A 17,743-nucleotide genomic window follows, 5' to 3' on the forward strand; every position below is an offset into this window, starting at 1 on the left:
CGAGGCGCATATTTGTGAAGGTTGAGCAATTCCAGGAAAAGTGTGAAACGGTTTTCCGTCCGAAATCGCGTGGAACAAAGAGCAATTCCAGGAAAAGTGTGAAACGGTTTTGCGTCCGGAATTGCGTGGAACAAAGAGACAGAGCGGTCCCGTGAAACGGTTAACCTCTCTGACGCAAGGTTAAGATCTTACAGGCCGCTCCGCAGTGAACCAGAAACCCGAAACCCCGCTTCTCGACCAGGTCCGCATCCCGGCGGATTTGCGGGCGCTTGACGAAAGCGCGCTGCCGCAGCTGGCGACGGAACTGCGCGCCGAGCTGATTGATGCCGTTTCGCATACCGGCGGCCATCTTGGCGCCGGCCTCGGCGTGGTCGAGCTGACGGTCGCCCTGCATTATGTCTTCAACACGCCGCAAGACCGGCTGATCTGGGACGTCGGCCACCAGGCTTATCCGCACAAGATCCTGACCGGCCGCCGCGACCGCATCCGCACGCTGCGCCAGGAGGGCGGGCTCTCCGGCTTCACCCGGCGAGCAGAGAGCGAATACGACCCGTTTGGTGCCGCGCATTCCTCGACCTCGATTTCCGCCGGACTCGGCATGGCCATGGGCCGCGATCTTTCCGGCGGCCGCAACAATGTCATCGCCGTCATCGGTGACGGCGCGATGTCGGCCGGCATGGCCTATGAGGCGCTGAACAATGCCGGTGCGCTCGACGCCCGCCTGATCGTCATCCTCAATGACAACGACATGTCGATCGCCCCGCCGACCGGTGCGATGAGCGCCTATCTGGCCAGGCTCGCCTCGGGCAAGGCCTATCTCGGCCTGCGCGATTTCGGCAAGAAATTGTCGTCCTATCTCGGTAAGCGCGCAGATCGCGCCATCACGCGCGCCGTCGAGCATGCGCGCGGCTACGTCACCGGCGGCACGCTGTTCGAGGAGATGGGCTTCTACCACATCGGTCCGATCGACGGGCACAATCTCGAGCACCTGATCCCGGTGCTGAAGAACGTGCGCGACAATGCCGACGGCCCGGTGCTGATCCATGTCGTCACCCAGAAGGGCAAGGGCTACGCGCCGGCCGAAGCCGCCGCCGACAAATATCACGGCGTCAACAAGTTCGACGTCATCACCGGCGCGCAGGCCAAGGCGCCGGCCAACTCGCCAAGCTACACCAAGGTGTTCGCCGAGAGCCTGATCCAGGAGGCGCGCGAGGACGACCGCATCGTGGCGATTACCGCCGCCATGCCGAGCGGCACCGGCCTCGACCTCTTCGGTGAGGTGTTCCCGGCCAGGACCTTCGATGTCGGCATCGCCGAGCAGCATGCGGTGACCTTCGCCGCCGGTCTCGCCACCGAGGGCTACAAGCCCTTCGCCGCCATCTATTCGACCTTTCTGCAGCGCGCCTACGACCAGGTCGTGCATGACGTGGCGATCCAGAAACTGCCGGTGCGCTTCCCGATCGACCGCGCCGGCTTCGTCGGCGCCGACGGCGCCACCCATTGCGGCGCCTTCGACACGACCTTCCTGGCCTCGCTGCCCGGCTTCGTCGTCATGGCCGCCGCCGACGAGGCGGAATTGCGCCACATGGTGCGCACCGCCGCTTCCTACGACGAAGGCCCGATCGCCTTCCGCTATCCGCGCGGCAATGGCGTCGGCGTCGACATGCCGGAGCGCGGCTCGGTGCTCGAGATCGGCAAGGGCCGCATCCTGAAGGAGGGCACGAAGGTGGCGCTTCTCTCCTTCGGCACGCGGCTGCAGGATTGTATGCTCGCCGCCGAGGAACTCGGCGCGGCGGGCCTTTCGACCACGGTCGCCGATGCCCGTTTCGCCAAGCCTCTGGACGAGGAACTCATCCGCCGTCTCGCGCGCTCGCATGAGGTTCTGGTGACGGTGGAAGAGGGCGCGATCGGCGGCTTCGCCAGCCAGGTGTTGCATTTCCTCGCCCATGAAGGGCTGCTGGAAAACGGCCTCAAGGTGCGCCCGCTGATCTTGCCGGACGAGTTCACGGACCACGCCAAGCCCGAGAAGATGTATGCCGACGCGGGCCTCGATACGGCCGGCATCGTGCGCACGGTCTTCGCCGCGCTGGGCCACGGCGTGCAGGCGCAGCGCGCCTGAATCGAAGCTTCAACTTTCTGAATCGGTTTGCCGGCTTAAAGCTGTAACTTGTTGTTAGCGCTGCCGTATCGTCGCCGGCAAGATGACGTGACATACGAGCAGGTTCCTCAGCTGCTGACGCCGGCGTCGAGCGTCGTGTGTCGCGGACGGTCTTCTGATGCCCATTGCCTTCGCGGCCGGCTTTCGCCAATGAAGGCCGATGAATTCTCCCTTGCCAGCCAGCACGCGCCTGAGGCTCGACGAACTGCTCGTCGAGCGCGGCCTGTTCGCCAGCCGCTCGCGCGCCCGCGACGCGGTCGCCCGCGGCACGGTCAGCGTTGACGGCGCGGTCGCCCGCAAGCCTGGCCAGCTCGTCACGCCGGACTGCCTCGTTGCCGTAGACGATCCGGCACAGGCCTTTGTCTCGCGCGCGGCGTTGAAGCTCATTGCCGGCCTCGACCTTTTCGGGCTCGATCCCGCGGGCAGCGAAGCGCTCGATATCGGCGCCTCGACCGGCGGCTTCACCCAGGTGCTGCTCGAACGAGGCGCCGCCCACGTCACGGCGATCGATGTCGGTCATGGCCAGATGCATCCTGGGATCGCCGGTAATTCGAAGGTGAGGGTCATCGAGGGGCTGAACGCCCGCGACCTCAACGCCGCCGATCTGGACGGCAGCATTCCCAATTTCCTGGTTTGCGACGTCAGCTTCATTTCGCTGAAGCTCGCCTTGCCTCCCGCGCTTGCCCTGGCCGCCGAAGGCGCCAGGGCGCTGCTTCTCGTCAAGCCGCAATTCGAGGCCGGCCGCGAAGCGATCGGCAAGGGCGGGCTGCTCAAGGACTCGACCGACGCCGAACGCATCGCCGCCGGTTTGCGCGACTGGCTTGCCGGCATTGCCGGATGGCGCGTGCTGGGACTCGATCCGTCGCCGATCGAAGGCGGCGACGGCAATCGCGAATTCCTGCTCGCTGCAGTCAAGGACGCGGTTTCGCGATGAGCGCGCGCTTCACCATCGCCAAGCTTGGCGCGCAGGGCGACGGCATCGCCAGCACCGATGGCGACGAAGTCTTCATCCCGTTCACGCTGCCGGGCGAGATCGTCACCGCGGTCCGCCAGAAAGACCGCGCCGCGTTGATGTCGGTGCTTGAGACCTCGCCGCTCAGGATCGATCCTGCCTGCCGCCATTTCACCGAATGTGGCGGCTGTGCCTTGCAGCATTTCGAGGCCAAGGCCTATCAGCAGTGGAAGCGCGAAAAGGTCGTGCAGGCATTGAAAGCCAAGGGCATCGTTTGCGAGGTCGATGCGCTGGTGCCTTGCGCGCCTCACACGCGCCGCCGTGTGGTCTTCAGCGCCCGCCGTACCGACGCCGGCATGCTGCTCGGCTTCGTGCGCGCGCTTTCTTCCGAGATCATCCCGATCGAGGAGTGCCCGATTTCGCTGCCGGCGATCGTATCGGCGCTGGATCGGCTACGTGCCCTGGCCGGACTGGTCTGCGCCACGCCGAAGGCCTTCCACATGACTGTGACCGTGACGGCTTCGGGCCTCGACGTCGCCGTCCAGGACGCCGGCAGGCTTGGCGAGAACCAGCGGCGGGTCGCATCCAACTTCGTCATGGCCGAAGGCTTGGCGAAGCTTTCCGTCGATGGCGAGGTGATCATCGAGCCGAAGAAGCCGGTGGTGCAATTCGGGTCGATCGCCGTCGCCATGCCGCCGGGCGCGTTCCTGCAGGCGACCGAGGCCGCCGAGCAGACGATGGCGAGCCTCGTCGGCCGGCATCTTTCGCGCGCCAAGAAGGTGACCGACCTCTTCGCCGGCTGCGGCAGCTTCGCGCTCAGGCTCGCATCGAAGTCGGAGGTGCATGCGGTGGAGGGTGACGCGCCGGCGCTTGCGGCGCTCGACCGGGCCTTCCGCTTCGCCAGCGGCCTGAAGCGGGTCACCAGCGAACGCCGCGATCTCTTCCGGCGACCGCTGACGTTCAAGGAGCTGAACGGCTTCGACGGCCTGGTCTTCGACCCGCCGCGTGCCGGCGCCGAAGACCAGTCGAAGCAGATCGCGCGCTCCGACGTGCCGCTGGTGGCGGCCGTGTCCTGCAACCCGGTGACGCTGGCGAGGGACCTGCGCATCCTCATCGATGGCGGCTACGCGCTGAAGAACGTGACCCCGATCGACCAGTTCCTGTGGTCGCCGCATGTCGAAGCTGTCGCGCTGCTGGAGAAGCCGAGACGGCGCCGATAATGCGTGCGGCGGTTCTGCGGCAAGGACAATGCAATCGTCCCGCCTGAATCCGATAGCGGGACGCGCTGTAGTCCGCAGCCGATGGTTCACAAGAAATTATGAAGCCTTTGTTCCCTCGACGAAATTGTGCCCTAAAGCTGCCTTGTTGCAGGGTCTTAATTGCGTTGTCTGGGAAATATTCCGGCCGCTTCCGCGTTACTGATCTGAACGGACGGCGGATAACGGACGGCGGTTGCAATGCGGACGCTTCAGAAGGTCATCGGCCTCGTCGTAGCTCTCATCGTGCTAGCCGTCGCGCCGGCGACGACCGCGCTCGGGCAGGAGCAAAAACGCCTCGCTTTCGTCATCGGCAACGCGGCCTACTCTCCAGGCGAACTGGTGACGCCGGCGAATGACGCCGGGTTGATCGCACAGACCTTGCAGGCGGCCGGCTTCGATGTGGTCGGCGCGCGCGACGTGGACCAGGAATCCCTGCGCGGCGCCTTCCGCGATTTCCTGACCAAGGTTTCGCAAGCCGGTCCGGACGCAGTCGTCTTCGTCTTCCTTGCCGGCCGCGGCGTGCAGTTCGAGGGCGAGAACTATTTCCTGCCGGTCGACGCCAAGATCGCGAATCCGGCCGATGTGCCGATCCAGGCGGTGCGGATCTCCGATCTCACGCGGCCGCTCGCGGCGCTGCCGACCAAGGTCAACATCGTGGTGCTCGACGCCGCGCGGCCCAACGCCCTCCCGCGGACCAACCAGCCGCTGGCCGGCGGCCTCGCGCTTGTCGATCCCGACCCGAACATGCTGATCGCCTTCAATGCCGCTCCGGGAACGGTCGCGCCGGAGGGCAAGGGGCCGTATGGCGCCTATGCCCCGGCTCTGGCTGAGATGATGCGCGAAGGCGGTCTGCCGCTCGACGAGTTGTTCGATCGCGTGCGCCTGCGCGTCAACGAAGTCACCCAGGGCGCGGAAGTGCCATGGAATGCCTCGAAGATCAGCGCACCCTTCGTCTTCTTCGACCGCGCGCCCGATGCTCCCGCGCCGAAGGTTTCGGAGGCCGAAGACCAGGCGAACCGGACGAGAGAGATCCGCGACTTCGATGCCGACGACGCCTATGTGGCGGCTCTCGATCGCGACACGCTGAGCGGCTACGAGGAGTTCCTCGTCGCCTATCCGCACGATCCGATGGCCAAGCGGGTGCGGGCAATCTGCGCGGCACGGCGCGAGGCGATCACTTGGCGCCAGACTTGGATGCGAGACACGCCGGAGGCCTACTGGTCCTACCTGGACCGTTATCCGCATGGCCCGCACGCGTGGGACGCGCGTCGCCGGCTGGAGCATTTCGACGCCGAGCTTGAGCCACCCCCGAGCTTCACAGTCATCATCTATGACGTGCCGCCGCCGCCGGAGGAGGAATTCATCTATGTCGACCGGCCGGTGCTCTATTTCGACGATCCTGATTTCGATTTCGAGCCGCCGCCCCCCGTTGCGATAATCTTCCTGCCGCCGCCGCCGCCAGATTTCATCGTGCTGCGGCCGCCGCGGCGGCCGGTCGACGTCTTCGTGCTGCCTGTCCCGGTCTTCGTGCCCGTGCCCGTGTGGGTCAGGCCGCCGCGCTATATCGTGCCGCCGCCCAACGACATCATCTTCAACAACATCCACAACACGACCGTTATCAACACCATCAACAACACGACGATCACCAGCGAGGCCAGGCAGCCAGACGGCACTGAAGAGGGCGGCCTCACCGCCGGCCGGAAGGTGACCGCCGGCGCCGCCGCCGCGATGGCGGCCAGGGTCGCATTGCCGCCGCTGTTGAAGAAGCGAGCCGCGATCCAGCAAGGCAAGCAGCCCGGCGTGGTCATGCCGCTGTCCAAGAATGAATCCGCGGGCAAGCTTGGAACCGATCACGCCCTGCCGGGAGGCCGCGGCAAGACGCTGCCGCTCGTCAATGGCAGGCCGGCGCCCAACGGCCTGAATTTGCCCGGCAACGCGTCCAGGAAGCTGCTCGGCAAGCAAGGCACCGTGGACGCCGACCGCGAGGCGACCGGAAACGCAGCTGCTGCCGGCAAGAAGGGGCCGATCAGCATCCAGGGCAAAGACCGCAAGTTCCGCAAGCTGCCGACCGTCAATGGCAGGCCGGCCGAGCAAGGTTTGAGCGTCCGGGAAAAGACCAGGAAGTACAATCCGAATGTATTGTCCGATCGGAACGACGGCAAACCGAGGAAGCTGAGGCGCAAGGATTTGTCCGCCGGCCAGTCGTTCGTCGAACCGAATGATCGGGCTCCGGCCAAGGATAGGGGCAGAAACTTCCGCAAGCTGCCGACGGTCAACGGTGCGCCGGCCGACAGCCGCTCGAGCGTGCAGAAGAGACTGAGAAAGAACAATCCGAATGTGTTCTCCGACCAGGTTCAAGGCCCGGCTGGCGGCGGCAGGAAATTCCGCAGGCTGCAGAACGATCAAGAGGGTTCAGCCGGCGCGGAGATCAACGTCCAACGCAATTTCAAGGTCAACCGGCCGAACGAGAATGCGCAGCGCCAATTCAAGCTGCAGCAAAACCGCAACGTTGAGGTGTTCTCCAAGCCGCAGAGGCCGGAGTTCCGGGCGCAGCCGAGACCTCAGGGTCAGCCGCAGGAGCGTCGTCTGCAGCAGCAGCCCCAGCGACAACCGCAGCAGGGAAACAAGAGACCTGTCTGCGGGCATCCGGGCGAGCCGCCCTGCAGGCAGTAGGTCGGCCGGCAACTCGGCGGCTCCGGTCCGTGAAGTTACAAGACGGGGGATGTCTTTGTTCCGCGCAAAGAAGCAGGAAACCGCTCCGGTCCCGGCAGGCCGTTCGGCCGTCGCGCTTGGCTATGTTCGTGAAGGCTGCCGCCCTGGTTGACTAATTGATGGCACAGGCCCGGGGCTTCAAACCCTGGTGCCGCCCACCGTCATCTCGTTCATTCTCAGATGTGGCTGGCCGACGCCGACAGGCACGCCCTGGCCGGCCTTGCCGCACATGCCGATGCCGTTGTCGAGCTTCATGTCGTTGCCGACCATGGTGACGCGGTGCATGGCGTCGGGCCCGTTGCCGATAAGCATCGCACCCTTGATCGGCTGCGTCACCTTGCCGTTCTCGATCATGTAGGCCTCGGTGCAGCCGAACACGAACTTGCCCGAGGTGATGTCGACCTGGCCGCCGCCGAAGGAGACGGCATAGATGCCGTTCTTGACCGAGGCGATGATCTCCTCCGGCTGCATGTCGCCCGAGGTCATGTAGGTGTTGGTCATGCGCGGCATCGGCTGGTGCGCATAGCCCTCCCGCCGGCCGTTGCCGGTGGCCTTCATGCCCATCAGCCGGGCGTTCTGGCGATCCTGCATGTAGCCGACCAGTCTTCCGTCCTCGATCAGCACGTTGCGCGCCGAGGGGGTACCTTCGTCGTCGACGGTGAGCGAGCCGCGCCGCTCGGCGATCGTGCCGTCATCGACCACGGTGACGCCCTTCGCCGCCACTTGGCTGCCCATCAGCCCGGCGAAGGCGGACGTCTTCTTGCGGTTGAAGTCGCCCTCCAGTCCGTGGCCGACCGCCTCATGCAGCATCACGCCCGGCCAGCCGCTGGACAGCACGATGTCGAACGTGCCCGCCGGCGCTGGAACCGCCTCGAGATTGACCAGCGCCTGCCTGAGTGCCTCGCCGGCTGCGAATTTCCAGCTCTCTTCGGTGAGGAAGTCGCCAAAGCTCTTGCGGCCGCCCATGCCGTAGGAGCCGCTTTCCTGCCGGTCGCCGTCGCCGACCACCACGGCGACATTGATCCTGACCAGCGGACGGATGTCGCGCACCACCTGGCCGTCGCCGCGCACGATCTCGACATGCTGCCAGGAGGCCGCGAGCGAGGCCGTCACTTGCCGCACACGCGGATCGGCAGCACGCAGCCAGGTGTCGATCTCCTGCAGAAGCTTGGCCTTGGCCTCGAAGCTGGGCGAGGGGATGGGGTTCTCGTCGCCGTAGAGGTGGCGGTTGGTGCGGGCGGGCGCGGCGGCGAGCGTGCCGGTATAGCCGCCCTTGACCGCCGACACGGCATCGGCGGCGCGCAGCAGCGAAGCTTCCGAAAGATCGCTGGAGTGGGCATAGCCGCTGGCCTCGCCGGCCACGGCACGCAGCCCGAAACCCTGGTCGGTGTTGAAATTGGCCGTCTTCAGCCGGCCATTGTCGAACATCAGCGCTTCGCTCTCGCTGTATTCGAGGAACAGCTCGCCGTCGTCGGCGCCCTTGATGGTCTCGGCGACGATCTCTTTGATGCGATCGTCGGAAATGTCGAATTGGCCGATCAGGCTGTTCATGGCAGGGCTGTCCGCTGGCGGTTTCGTCTTACCCCCGATGTAGGGGCCAAGACCGGCCAAGGCAATCGGCGACGTTCACACGGGATTGTCAGCGCCGCAGAACGACCCGTCGGCCGCATTGCCGCCGCAGCGCTCAGGGCAGGGCGGCGAAGCCTTCTGCGAATCCCTTGAGGTCGACGGGAATGCCGATGCCTTCCTCGGGCGTCTGGAAAACGATGAACGTGGCGGAGGTGCCGCTCTTCAGCGTGTCGAGCAGCGGTTTTTCGAGGATCACTTCGGCATAGCAGCCGTCCTGGAAGCAGCGCACGAAGTAGGCGCGGCCAATGTCCTTGCCGTCGACGTTGAGGCCAAGCCCGTTGGGCAGCAGCACGCCGAGTGGCGCGAGCACGCGCAGGATTTCGGCCTTGTTGTCGGCGGTGCGCAGGACCACTACCGAAAGTCCCATCTCGGGACGGTCCTCGGCCACGACGTTCTGCATCATCACGCATTGCTCGGAGGTCGCGCCGGCAGGCGTGTCGCAGATGATCGACCATGCCCCGTGCGTCGACTTGACCGTGCCGCTGGGCGGCGCGGCGGTCTGAGGCGGCGCGGCGCTGGCTCCGCCGGCCAAGCTGGCGCCAAGCAGTGCGGCGAGGAAAAGAACCACCTTCGCCGAGGGTCTCGAAAGCCAGGAAGTCATGACGGCTCCATTGCGAATCACGGCACTTTAAGCCGCGCCAAGGCCAAGTAAAGGACGAGACCGTCGCCGGCCCGCCCGGATCCCGGCAATTACGCGCTTTTCCAGAGCAATTTCGCCCGAATTGCGACCGCCCGGCGCGCAGCGTCGCGACGGTCGAGGACCTCCTCTGGGTTGCGCGCAAAAATGCCGCACGGTTTCCTCCGCTCCTTCCTTGCGGAGGGCAGTAGACTATGGTTTGAACCAGCCTAGGGAAAGACCGGGATTCCCAATCCCGGCACTGTCCGTTATTGGTGCGATCCGATCGCAGGAAGTGGGAGACGTGAGGGCGATGAGAAAATTCCTGGCAAGCGCCAAGTATCTGGCAGGTGCTGCAGCCGCGGGCGCGCTCCTCTCCAGTGCATCCGCTTATGCGGATCAGCCGCGGGCTTGGGAGACCGGATTCCAGGCGCCTGCGACCGACATGATGCGGCAGATCGAGTGGTTCGGAAACTACACCTTCGTCTTCATCGTGGTGATCACGCTTCTGGTGCTGATCCTGCTCGCCTATTGCATCCTCAGGTTCCGCGCGAGCGCCAACCCGGTGCCTTCCAGGACCAGCCACAACACTTTGATCGAGGTCATCTGGACAGTGGGTCCGGTCGTCGTGCTGCTGCTCATCGCCATCCCCTCCTTCCAGCTGCTCACCGCTCAGTATACGCCGCCGGAAGAAGCCAAGCTCACCGTCAAGGCGACCGGCAACCAGTGGAACTGGGACTATGAATATCAGGTCGACAAGACCTTCTCCTTCAACTCGGCGATCCTGCAGGACGCCGATCGTGCCAAGGCCGGCAAGGAAGATCGCAATCTCTACCCGCGCCTGCTCGCCGTCGACAATGAGCTGGTGGTGCCGGTCAACACCATGACCCGCGTGCTGATCACGGCCACCGACGTCATCCATTCCTTCGCCGTGCCGTCCTTCGGCATCAAGATGGACGCCGTACCTGGGCGCACCAACGAGACCTGGTTCAAGGCGGACAAGGAAGGCCTCTACTATGGCCAGTGCTCGCAGCTCTGCGGCAAGGATCATGCCTTCATGCCGATCGCGGTCCGGGTCGTGTCCGACGCGCAGTACAAGACCTGGCTGGAGACGGCCAAGACCGACGTGCCGGCCGCCAACAAGGCGCTGATGGCCGAGATCGACGGCACCAACAAGGTAGCGGCCGCCGGCAATTGATGCCGCGGGCAAGCAGGAATTAGGGAACGGAGCGGAACATGGCAGAGGCTGCAGCTCACGAGCACCACGACCACCGGCCGCATGGCTGGGTCCGCTGGGTGTACTCCACCAACCATAAGGACATCGGCACGCTCTACCTGATCTTCGCGATCATGGCAGGCATCGTCGGTGCCGCGCTTTCGGTGGCCATCCGCATGGAGTTGCAGGAGCCCGGCATCCAGATCTTCAGCGGTCTGGCGCAGATGGTCTACGGCATGCAGGGCGACGCCGCCATCGACGGCGGCAAGAGCATGTACAATGCCTTCGGCGCCGCGCACGGCCTGATCATGATCTTCTTCATGGTGATGCCGGCGCTCATCGGCGGCTTCGCCAACTGGATGGTGCCGATCATGATCGGCGCGCCGGACATGGCCTTCCCGCGCATGAACAACATCTCCTTCTGGCTGCTGCCGCCGGCTTTCATCCTGCTGCTCAGCTCGATGTTCGTGCCGAGCGCTCCGGGCGCCTTCGGCGTCGGCGGCGGCTGGACCATCTATCCGCCGCTCTCGACCTCCGGTCAGCCCGGCCCCGCGATGGACCTCGCGATTCTTTCGATCCACATCGCCGGCGCTTCGTCGATTCTCGGTGCGATCAACTTCATCACCACCATCTTCAACATGCGCGCCCCCGGCATGACGCTGCACAAGATGCCGCTGTTTGCCTGGGCCGTGCTGATCACGGCCTTCCTGCTGCTGCTGTCGCTGCCGGTTCTGGCGGGCGCCATCACCATGCTGCTCACCGACCGCAACTTCGGCACAGCCTTCTTCGTGCCGGATCAGGGCGGCGACCCGCTGCTCTTCCAGCACCTGTTCTGGTTCTTCGGCCATCCCGAGGTGTACATCCTGATCCTGCCGGGCTTCGGCATCATCAGCCATATCGTCTCGACCTTCTCGAAGAAGCCGGTCTTCGGCTATCTCGGCATGGCTTACGCCATGGTCGCGATCGGCGCCGTCGGCTTCATCGTCTGGGCGCACCACATGTACACCACCGGCCTGTCGCTCGACACGCAGCGCTATTTCGTGTTCGCCACCATGGTCATCGCGGTGCCGACCGGCGTGAAGATCTTTTCCTGGATCGCCACCATGTGGGGCGGCTCGATCTCCTTCAAACCGCCGATGTTGTGGGCGCTGGGCTTCATCTTCCTGTTCACGATCGGTGGCGTCACCGGCGTTCAGCTGGCCAATGCCGGCCTCGACCGCTCGCTGCACGACACCTATTTCGTGATCGCCCACTTCCACTATGTGCTGTCGCTGGGCGCCGTGTTCGCCATCTTTGCCGGCTGGTACTACTGGTTCCCGAAGATGACCGGCTACATGTACTCGCCGGTGATCGCCAACACCCACTTCTGGGTCACCTTCGTCGGCGTCAACCTGATCTTCTTCCCGCAGCACTTCCTCGGCCTTGCCGGCATGCCGCGCCGCACCGTCGACTATCCGGATGCGTTCGCAGGATGGAACATGGTCTCGTCCTACGGCTCCTACATCGCCGCCGTCGGTGTCGCGATTTTCCTCTACGGCGTCTTCGAGGCCTTCCAGAAGAAGCGGGTCGCCGGCGCCAATCCGTGGGGCGAGGGTGCCACCACGCTCGAATGGCAGCTGCCTTCGCCGCCGCCGTTCCACCAGTGGGAACAGCTGCCCAAGATCAAGTAAGGCAGCTTCCCCACGCATGCGAGGCCGCCGGCAAGCCGGCGGTCTTGGCCAACGGAATGATGGACTTTAAGTACGCATGGCCCTTGCCGACGACAGATTGATGGAGGAAGCGGGCTTTCGCATGTCGGAAGCGACCGCGGGCGATTTCTTCGCCCTCCTGAAGCCGCGCGTTATGTCGCTGGTCGTCTTCACGGCTTTTGTCGGCCTGGTCTCCGCACCGGTCGCCATCAATCCGCTGCTGGCGGTGATCGCCATCCTGGCGATCGCGATCGGTGCCGGTGCGTCCGGCGCGCTGAACATGTGGTACGACGCCGATATCGACGCTGTGATGACCAGGACGGCCGGCCGTCCCGTGCCGGCCGGCCGTGTCACGCCTGGCGAGGCGCTGAGCTTCGGCCTCGTGCTCTCGGTCCTGTCGGTGATGACGCTGGGCGTGCTGGTCAACTGGCTGTCGGCGGCGCTGCTCGCCTTCACCATCTTCTTCTATGCCGTCATCTACACGATGTGGCTGAAGCGCTGGACGCCGCAGAACATCGTCATCGGCGGGGCCGCGGGTGCATTTCCGCCGGTGATCGGCTGGGCGGCGGTGACCGGCTCGGTCAGCCTCGAAAGCCTGATCCTGTTCCTGATCATCTTCCTCTGGACGCCGCCGCATTTCTGGGCGCTGGCGCTGTTCAAGTCGGATGACTATGCCCGCGCGGGCATCCCGATGATGCCGAACGTCGCTGGACAGGCTTCGACCCGCCGCCAGATCTTTGCCTACGCGCTGATCCTGGCGCCGGTCGGCGTGCTGCCTTGGATGCTGGGCTTTACCAGCGCCGGCTACGGCGTCGTCTCGGTCGCGCTCGGAGTGGGCTTCGTCTGGTATGCCTGGAAGGTGTTCGGCATGAGCGACGGCGACCGCGCCATGAAGCCGGCCAAGGCGCTGTTCGGCTATTCGCTGCTCTATCTTTTCGCCATCTTCGCTGCCTATCTCGTCGACAGCGTGGTCGGGCGCGCCCTCGTCATGGGGGGAGCATGATCGTGGCCGACAAGAACCTCGAACTGGTCACCTTGACCGAACGCCAGCGCAAGGCGCGGCGCAACCGTTCCATCGCCATAGGTGTGGCGCTCGCCGCGCTTGTCATCATCTTCTACGTCGCGACCATCGTGCGCTTTGGCCATCACGGCGCAGGCCTGACATCTTCGGGTTTGATGTGAGGCGTTCCATGAGTGGCGAGATCAGCAGACCTCTCGGCAAGAACGGCAACCGCATCGTTGTCGCGGTCTGCCTTGCCTTCTTCACCGGCATGGTCGGCATGGCCTACGCTGCGGTGCCCCTCTACAAGATGTTCTGCCAGGTCACGGGATATGGCGGCACGACGCAGCGCGCAGAAAAGCAATATGCCGGCCGCGTGCTCGACCGTGACATCACAATTCGATTCGATGCCAACACCAACGGCATTCCGTGGCAGTTCGAGCCCGCCACCCGCTCGGTGACGATCAAGATCGGCGAGACCACGCAGGCCCATTACAGCGCGACCAACAGGTTCAGCCGCCCCATCACCGGCCGCGCCTCGTTCAACGTGCAGCCGGAAATGGCAGGCGCCTATTTCAACAAGGTGGAGTGCTTCTGCTTCACCGACACGACGCTCAAGCCCGGTGAGACGCTGGACATGCCGGTCGTGTTCTACGTCGATCCGGACATCGTCAACGTGCCGGAACTGAAGGACTTGAAGACCATCACCCTGTCCTACACCATGTTCCCGGTCGAAAAGAACAAGCCCGTTGCGTCATCGGCTCCAGCCGCCGGCAGCAACAAAGTTTCCAATTCCGAAGCAAGCCTCGGGGGTTGATATGGCAGACGCGCACGCAAAACCGAACCACGACTACCATCTCGTCAACCCCAGCCCATGGCCGTTCCTGGGGTCGATCGGCTCGCTGGTCACGGCTATCGGCGGCGTCTGCCTGATGCAGTATCTCAAGGCCGGCAACTTCCCGATCTTCGGGCACAACATCGCCAACCCGTGGCTGTTCTTCATCGGCCTGATCATCGTGCTGTACACGATGTTCGCCTGGTGGTCGGACACCATCAAGGAAGCGCATGAAGGCCACCACACGCGCGTCGTGTCGCTGCACCTGCGCTACGGCATGATCATGTTCATCGCCTCCGAGGTGATGTTCTTCGTCGCCTGGTTCTGGGCTTTCTTCGACGCCAGCCTGTTTCCGGGCGAGGCCGCGCAATATGCCCGCACCACCTTCACCGGCAGTGTCTGGCCGCCGAAAGGCCTGGAGGTTCTCGACCCCTTCCACCTGCCGCTTTACAACACCATCATCCTGCTCCTGTCGGGCACGACGGTGACCTGGGCCCACCACGCACTGCTGCATGGCGATCGCAAGGGCCTGATTAACGGCCTGGTGCTGACGGTCGGCCTCGGCATGCTCTTCACCATGGTGCAGGCCTACGAGTACATGCACGCTCCGTTCGGCTTCAAGGATTCCATCTACGGCGCCACCTTCTTCATGGCGACCGGCTTCCACGGCTTCCACGTCATCATCGGCACGATCTTCCTGCTGGTCTGCCTGGTGCGCGCCATGCGCGGCGACTTCACGCCCAAGCAGCATTTCGGTTTCGAGGCCGCCGCCTGGTATTGGCACTTCGTCGACGTGGTCTGGCTGTTCCTGTTCAGCTGCGTTTATGTCTGGGCTTCGAGCGGCGCGGTGATCGAAGCCCACTGACCCGGGCGATCTTGGGATTTTTTGAGCAGGCGGCCGCGGCGAGCGGCCGCCTTCTTCTTTTCGACGCAAAGTCACCGGATCGATGGCCCGATGAGGGCTGGAATTCATTTTGCCATCTGCGCAAGTCTGATCGCGGCATCTCCCGCGCTCGCCGGCGAGAAAGTGGATCTTGTCTTGGTGGAGAAATCCAAGCGGCAACTGAGGCTGGTTGGCGATGGAGGCCGAGCCCTGCGCAGCTACCGCATCGCGCTGGGCGGCGACCCCATTGGCCACAAGCCCGACGAGCGGACACCGGAGGGGCGCTATGTTCTCGACTGGCGCAACGCAAACAGCGCGGCCTATAAGTCGATCCATATCTCCTATCCGAACGCGAACGACGAGGCGGCGGCAAAGGCGCGCGCTGTCCATCCCGGCGGCTCGATCATGATCCACGGCCAGCCGAACGGTTTGGGCTGGCTCGGCTGGCTGCTTCAATTGGTCGACTGGACTGACGGCTGCATCGCGGTTACGGACTCCGACATGGACGAAATCTGGGCAATGGTGGCCAACGGCACACCGATCGAGATCAGGCGATGAGCGAAGATCATTAGATGAGTGAAGATAAGGCGATCTGGCCACCCATCGATCCGGTTTCGGCGGGCCTGCACGGCCACTGTCCGCGCTGCGGCGAGGGCAAGCTGTTTTCCGGTTTCCTGACTGTCGGCAAGCGCTGCTACAATTGCGGTCTCGACTATTCCTTCGCCGATGCCGGCGACGGCCCGGCTGTGTTCGTCATTTTGATCATCGGCTTCATCGTCGTCGGGCTGGCGCTGTGGATGGAAGTGACGCTGAGCCCACCGCTTTGGCTGCACTTCATCCTGTGGATACCGCTGGCGCTGGTGCTGAGCCTGACGGCGCTGCGCCTGATCAAAGGGGTGTTGATCACCCTGCAGTACAGCAAGAAGGCTGCGGAAGGCAGGCTGGACAGCGGCCAATGAGCGAAGCGACCGGTTCGACCGCCGGCTCTTCGCGGCCGCGCTCGGCATTGCTGCTTGGCCTCGGCCTCGTGATGTTCGCCATTCTCCTGGGACTCGGCACCTGGCAGGTTCAGCGCCTGTCATGGAAGGAGGGTCTGCTCGCGACCATCGACCGGCGCACCCACGCGCAGCCTCTGCCGCTGGCCGATGTCGAGAAGCAATTCGCCGCCACCCATGACGTCGATTACACGCCGGTAAGGGTGACGGGCACTTTCCGGCACCGGGGGGAGCGGCATTTCTTCTCCACCTGGGAAGGCGATACCGGCTTCAACGTCTATACGCCGCTGCAACTCGATGACGGCCGCTTCGTGCTGGTCAACCGCGGCTTCGTTCCCTACGACCTCAAGGATCCGGCCAAGCGGCAGCAGGGTGAGATCGCCGGCAAGGTGACGGTGACTGGACTTGCCCGCAATCCGCTGCCAGGCAAGCCGTCGATGATGCTCCCCGACAACGATGTCGCGAAGAACATCTTCTACTGGAAGGATCGCGACGCGATGGCATCGACGGCCGGCCTGCCCGCCGGCGCCGTGCTGGTGCCGTTCTTCGTCGATGCCGACAAGACGCCGAATCCCGGCGGCCTGCCGGTCGGTGGCGTCACCATTATCGACCTGCCCAACAACCACCTGCAATATGCCGTCACCTGGTACGGCCTGGCCGCAGCCCTGGCGGCGGTGCTGATCCTCAGGCTTCGCCGCCCGGCGAAGGACGCTTGAGCGCTGCCGCTCTTGACAGGGAAGGGGTGCGCACCTCATTTCGCCTCCAGCCCTCCGATTGAACCGGCCAGTATTCGATGATTCAGACCAAGCCACCGCTGACGATCAGGCTCTGCCAGCCCCGCGGCTTCTGCGCCGGCGTCGACCGCGCCATTCAGATCGTCGTGCTGGCGTTGAAGAAATACGGGGCGCCGGTCTATGTGCGCCACGAGATCGTGCACAATCGCTATGTCGTCGAGGGGCTGCAGAGCCTGGGCGCCGTGTTCATCGAGGAACTGTCAGAGATTCCGCCAGAGCACCGGAAATCGCCGGTCGTCTTTTCCGCCCACGGGGTGCCGAAATCGGTGCCGGCCGACGCCGAGGCGCGCAATCTCTTTTATCTCGATGCCACTTGTCCGCTGGTGTCGAAGGTGCACAAGCAGGCGATGCGCCACCAGCGGCTCGGCCGCCATGTGCTGCTCATCGGTCACGCCGGCCACCCGGAGGTGATCGGCACGATGGGTCAGCTGCCGGACGGCGCGGTGACACTGATCGAGACCGAAGCCGACGCGGGCCGCTTCGTTCCCGCGGACCCCGCAGCGCTTGGCTTCGTCACTCAGACGACGCTTTCGGTCGAGGACACGGCCGGCATCATCCGCGCGCTTCAGGAGCGGTTCCCTGAACTGCACGCGCCGGCCGCCGAATCGATCTGCTATGCCACCACCAATCGCCAGGAAGCGGTGAAGGAAACGGCCGTTGGCGCCGATCTTTTCCTCGTCGTCGGCGCGCCTAACTCATCCAATTCCCGGCGCCTTGTCGAAGTGGCGGAGCGCGCCGGTGCCGCGATGTCGCTTCTCGTGCAGCGCGCCTCCGAAATTCCGTGGGATGAGATCGCCGATATTTCGACGCTCGGCCTGTCGGCCGGCGCCTCGGCGCCGGAAATCATCGTCGACGAGATCATCGACGCGTTCCGGCAGCGCTTCGACGTCACTATCGATCTGGCCATTACGGCGACCGAGACGGAGGACTTTCCGGTGATGCGGGTGTTGCGCGATGTCGAGCTGACGGCGGCCGACATGGCCTTCGTCAATGGAGCCGCGTAAGT

16 protein-coding genes are annotated in these 17,743 nt (G+C 64.5%); 14 read left to right on the forward strand and 2 right to left on the reverse strand.

Annotated elements, in window-relative coordinates; translation table 11 throughout:
* Positions 1–205: 205 nt before the first annotated feature.
* The 4 genes from dxs (at position 206) to EN818_RS08085 (ending at position 7,042) form a co-directional block, all read left to right on the forward strand.
* Positions 206–2,119, forward strand: coding sequence for a 1-deoxy-D-xylulose-5-phosphate synthase (dxs, locus tag EN818_RS08070; RefSeq protein ID WP_135904174.1), 1,914 nt, complete (start codon positions 206–208; stop codon positions 2,117–2,119).
* A 199-nt stretch (positions 2,120–2,318) separates the two neighbouring features.
* Complete coding sequence (locus tag EN818_RS08075) at positions 2,319–3,092, forward strand: TlyA family RNA methyltransferase (RefSeq protein ID WP_135904176.1); 774 nt, start codon at positions 2,319–2,321, stop codon at positions 3,090–3,092.
* Entirely contained in the window at positions 3,089–4,330 is a 1,242-nt protein-coding gene (locus EN818_RS08080; RefSeq protein ID WP_135904178.1) for a class I SAM-dependent RNA methyltransferase, read from the forward strand. The genes EN818_RS08075 and EN818_RS08080 overlap by 4 nt, the downstream gene beginning before the upstream one ends.
* Positions 4,331–4,567: 237 nt before the next feature.
* Positions 4,568–7,042, forward strand: a complete 2,475-nt coding sequence (locus EN818_RS08085) for a caspase domain-containing protein (protein WP_135904180.1) — start codon at positions 4,568–4,570, stop codon at positions 7,040–7,042.
* Between the two features lie 177 nt (positions 7,043–7,219).
* Here EN818_RS08085 and tldD read toward each other — a convergent pair whose 3' ends face one another.
* Together tldD and EN818_RS08095 are read right to left on the reverse strand one after the other, a co-directional pair.
* The gene (tldD, locus tag EN818_RS08090; RefSeq protein ID WP_135904182.1) at positions 7,220–8,632 is read right to left on the reverse strand and encodes a metalloprotease TldD; all 1,413 of its coding nucleotides are present in this window, start codon (positions 8,630–8,632) and stop codon (positions 7,220–7,222) included.
* A 133-nt stretch (positions 8,633–8,765) separates the two neighbouring features.
* Positions 8,766–9,311, reverse strand: coding sequence for an invasion associated locus B family protein (locus tag EN818_RS08095; protein ID WP_095805559.1), 546 nt, complete (start codon positions 9,309–9,311; stop codon positions 8,766–8,768).
* A 328-nt stretch (positions 9,312–9,639) separates the two neighbouring features.
* On the opposite strand from EN818_RS08095, the gene coxB reads away from it, so the two are divergent.
* The 10 genes from coxB (at position 9,640) to ispH (ending at position 17,741) form a co-directional block, all read left to right on the forward strand.
* Complete coding sequence (coxB, locus tag EN818_RS08100; RefSeq protein WP_129553057.1) at positions 9,640–10,524, forward strand: cytochrome c oxidase subunit II; 885 nt, start codon at positions 9,640–9,642, stop codon at positions 10,522–10,524.
* A 38-nt stretch (positions 10,525–10,562) separates the two neighbouring features.
* Positions 10,563–12,212, forward strand: coding sequence for a cytochrome c oxidase subunit I (ctaD, locus tag EN818_RS08105; protein WP_095805561.1), 1,650 nt, complete (start codon positions 10,563–10,565; stop codon positions 12,210–12,212).
* A gap of 76 nt (positions 12,213–12,288) precedes the next feature.
* Positions 12,289–13,233, forward strand: a complete 945-nt coding sequence (locus EN818_RS08110; protein ID WP_129553055.1) for a heme o synthase — start codon at positions 12,289–12,291, stop codon at positions 13,231–13,233.
* A complete protein-coding gene (locus EN818_RS08115) occupies positions 13,230–13,412 on the forward strand; it encodes a hypothetical protein (protein WP_095805563.1) in 183 nt (60 codons plus the stop codon). The genes EN818_RS08110 and EN818_RS08115 overlap by 4 nt, the downstream gene beginning before the upstream one ends.
* A gap of 8 nt (positions 13,413–13,420) precedes the next feature.
* Positions 13,421–14,047 (forward strand): cytochrome c oxidase assembly protein, encoded by a 627-nt coding sequence (locus EN818_RS08120; protein WP_095805564.1) that lies wholly within the window; start codon positions 13,421–13,423, stop codon positions 14,045–14,047.
* The gene (locus EN818_RS08125) at positions 13,980–14,930 is read left to right on the forward strand and encodes a cytochrome c oxidase subunit 3 (protein ID WP_189523772.1); all 951 of its coding nucleotides are present in this window, start codon (positions 13,980–13,982) and stop codon (positions 14,928–14,930) included. Before EN818_RS08120 ends, EN818_RS08125 begins: the two co-directional genes overlap by 68 nt.
* Positions 14,931–15,020: 90 nt before the next feature.
* Positions 15,021–15,506: a L,D-transpeptidase family protein gene (locus tag EN818_RS08130; RefSeq protein ID WP_135904186.1), complete on the forward strand. Its 486-nt coding sequence runs from the start codon at positions 15,021–15,023 to the stop codon at positions 15,504–15,506.
* Between the two features lie 14 nt (positions 15,507–15,520).
* Positions 15,521–15,907, forward strand: a complete 387-nt coding sequence (locus EN818_RS08135) for a DUF983 domain-containing protein (RefSeq protein ID WP_095805567.1) — start codon at positions 15,521–15,523, stop codon at positions 15,905–15,907.
* A complete protein-coding gene (locus tag EN818_RS08140; protein ID WP_189523773.1) occupies positions 15,904–16,659 on the forward strand; it encodes an SURF1 family protein in 756 nt (251 codons plus the stop codon). Before EN818_RS08135 ends, EN818_RS08140 begins: the two co-directional genes overlap by 4 nt.
* A gap of 77 nt (positions 16,660–16,736) precedes the next feature.
* Positions 16,737–17,741: a 4-hydroxy-3-methylbut-2-enyl diphosphate reductase gene (ispH, locus tag EN818_RS08145; RefSeq protein WP_129553054.1), complete on the forward strand. Its 1,005-nt coding sequence runs from the start codon at positions 16,737–16,739 to the stop codon at positions 17,739–17,741.
* The last annotated feature ends 2 nt before the right edge of the window (positions 17,742–17,743 follow it).

It is taken from the genome of Mesorhizobium sp. M3A.F.Ca.ET.175.01.1.1 (assembly GCF_004791945.1).
GTDB lineage: Bacteria > Pseudomonadota > Alphaproteobacteria > Rhizobiales > Rhizobiaceae > Mesorhizobium.

Excerpts from the sequence above, each read along its gene's own strand:
- EN818_RS08095 (WP_095805559.1), bottom strand. The coding sequence starts at position 9,311 with ATGACTTCCTGGCTTTCGAGACCCTCGGCGAAGGTGGTTCTTTTCCTC.
- EN818_RS08120 (WP_095805564.1), top strand. The coding sequence starts at position 13,421 with ATGAGTGGCGAGATCAGCAGACCTCTCGGCAAGAACGGCAACCGCATC.
- ctaD (WP_095805561.1), top strand. The coding sequence starts at position 10,563 with ATGGCAGAGGCTGCAGCTCACGAGCACCACGACCACCGGCCGCATGGC.
- EN818_RS08130 (WP_135904186.1), top strand. The coding sequence starts at position 15,021 with ATGAGGGCTGGAATTCATTTTGCCATCTGCGCAAGTCTGATCGCGGCA.
- tldD (WP_135904182.1), bottom strand. The coding sequence starts at position 8,632 with ATGAACAGCCTGATCGGCCAATTCGACATTTCCGACGATCGCATCAAA.
- EN818_RS08140 (WP_189523773.1), top strand. The coding sequence starts at position 15,904 with ATGAGCGAAGCGACCGGTTCGACCGCCGGCTCTTCGCGGCCGCGCTCG.
- EN818_RS08085 (WP_135904180.1), top strand. The coding sequence starts at position 4,568 with ATGCGGACGCTTCAGAAGGTCATCGGCCTCGTCGTAGCTCTCATCGTG.
- EN818_RS08080 (WP_135904178.1), top strand. The coding sequence starts at position 3,089 with ATGAGCGCGCGCTTCACCATCGCCAAGCTTGGCGCGCAGGGCGACGGC.
- ispH (WP_129553054.1), top strand. The coding sequence starts at position 16,737 with ATGATTCAGACCAAGCCACCGCTGACGATCAGGCTCTGCCAGCCCCGC.
- EN818_RS08135 (WP_095805567.1), top strand. The coding sequence starts at position 15,521 with ATGAGTGAAGATAAGGCGATCTGGCCACCCATCGATCCGGTTTCGGCG.
- EN818_RS08115 (WP_095805563.1), top strand. The coding sequence starts at position 13,230 with ATGATCGTGGCCGACAAGAACCTCGAACTGGTCACCTTGACCGAACGC.
- coxB (WP_129553057.1), top strand. The coding sequence starts at position 9,640 with ATGAGAAAATTCCTGGCAAGCGCCAAGTATCTGGCAGGTGCTGCAGCC.
- EN818_RS08110 (WP_129553055.1), top strand. The coding sequence starts at position 12,289 with ATGGCCCTTGCCGACGACAGATTGATGGAGGAAGCGGGCTTTCGCATG.
- EN818_RS08075 (WP_135904176.1), top strand. The coding sequence starts at position 2,319 with ATGAATTCTCCCTTGCCAGCCAGCACGCGCCTGAGGCTCGACGAACTG.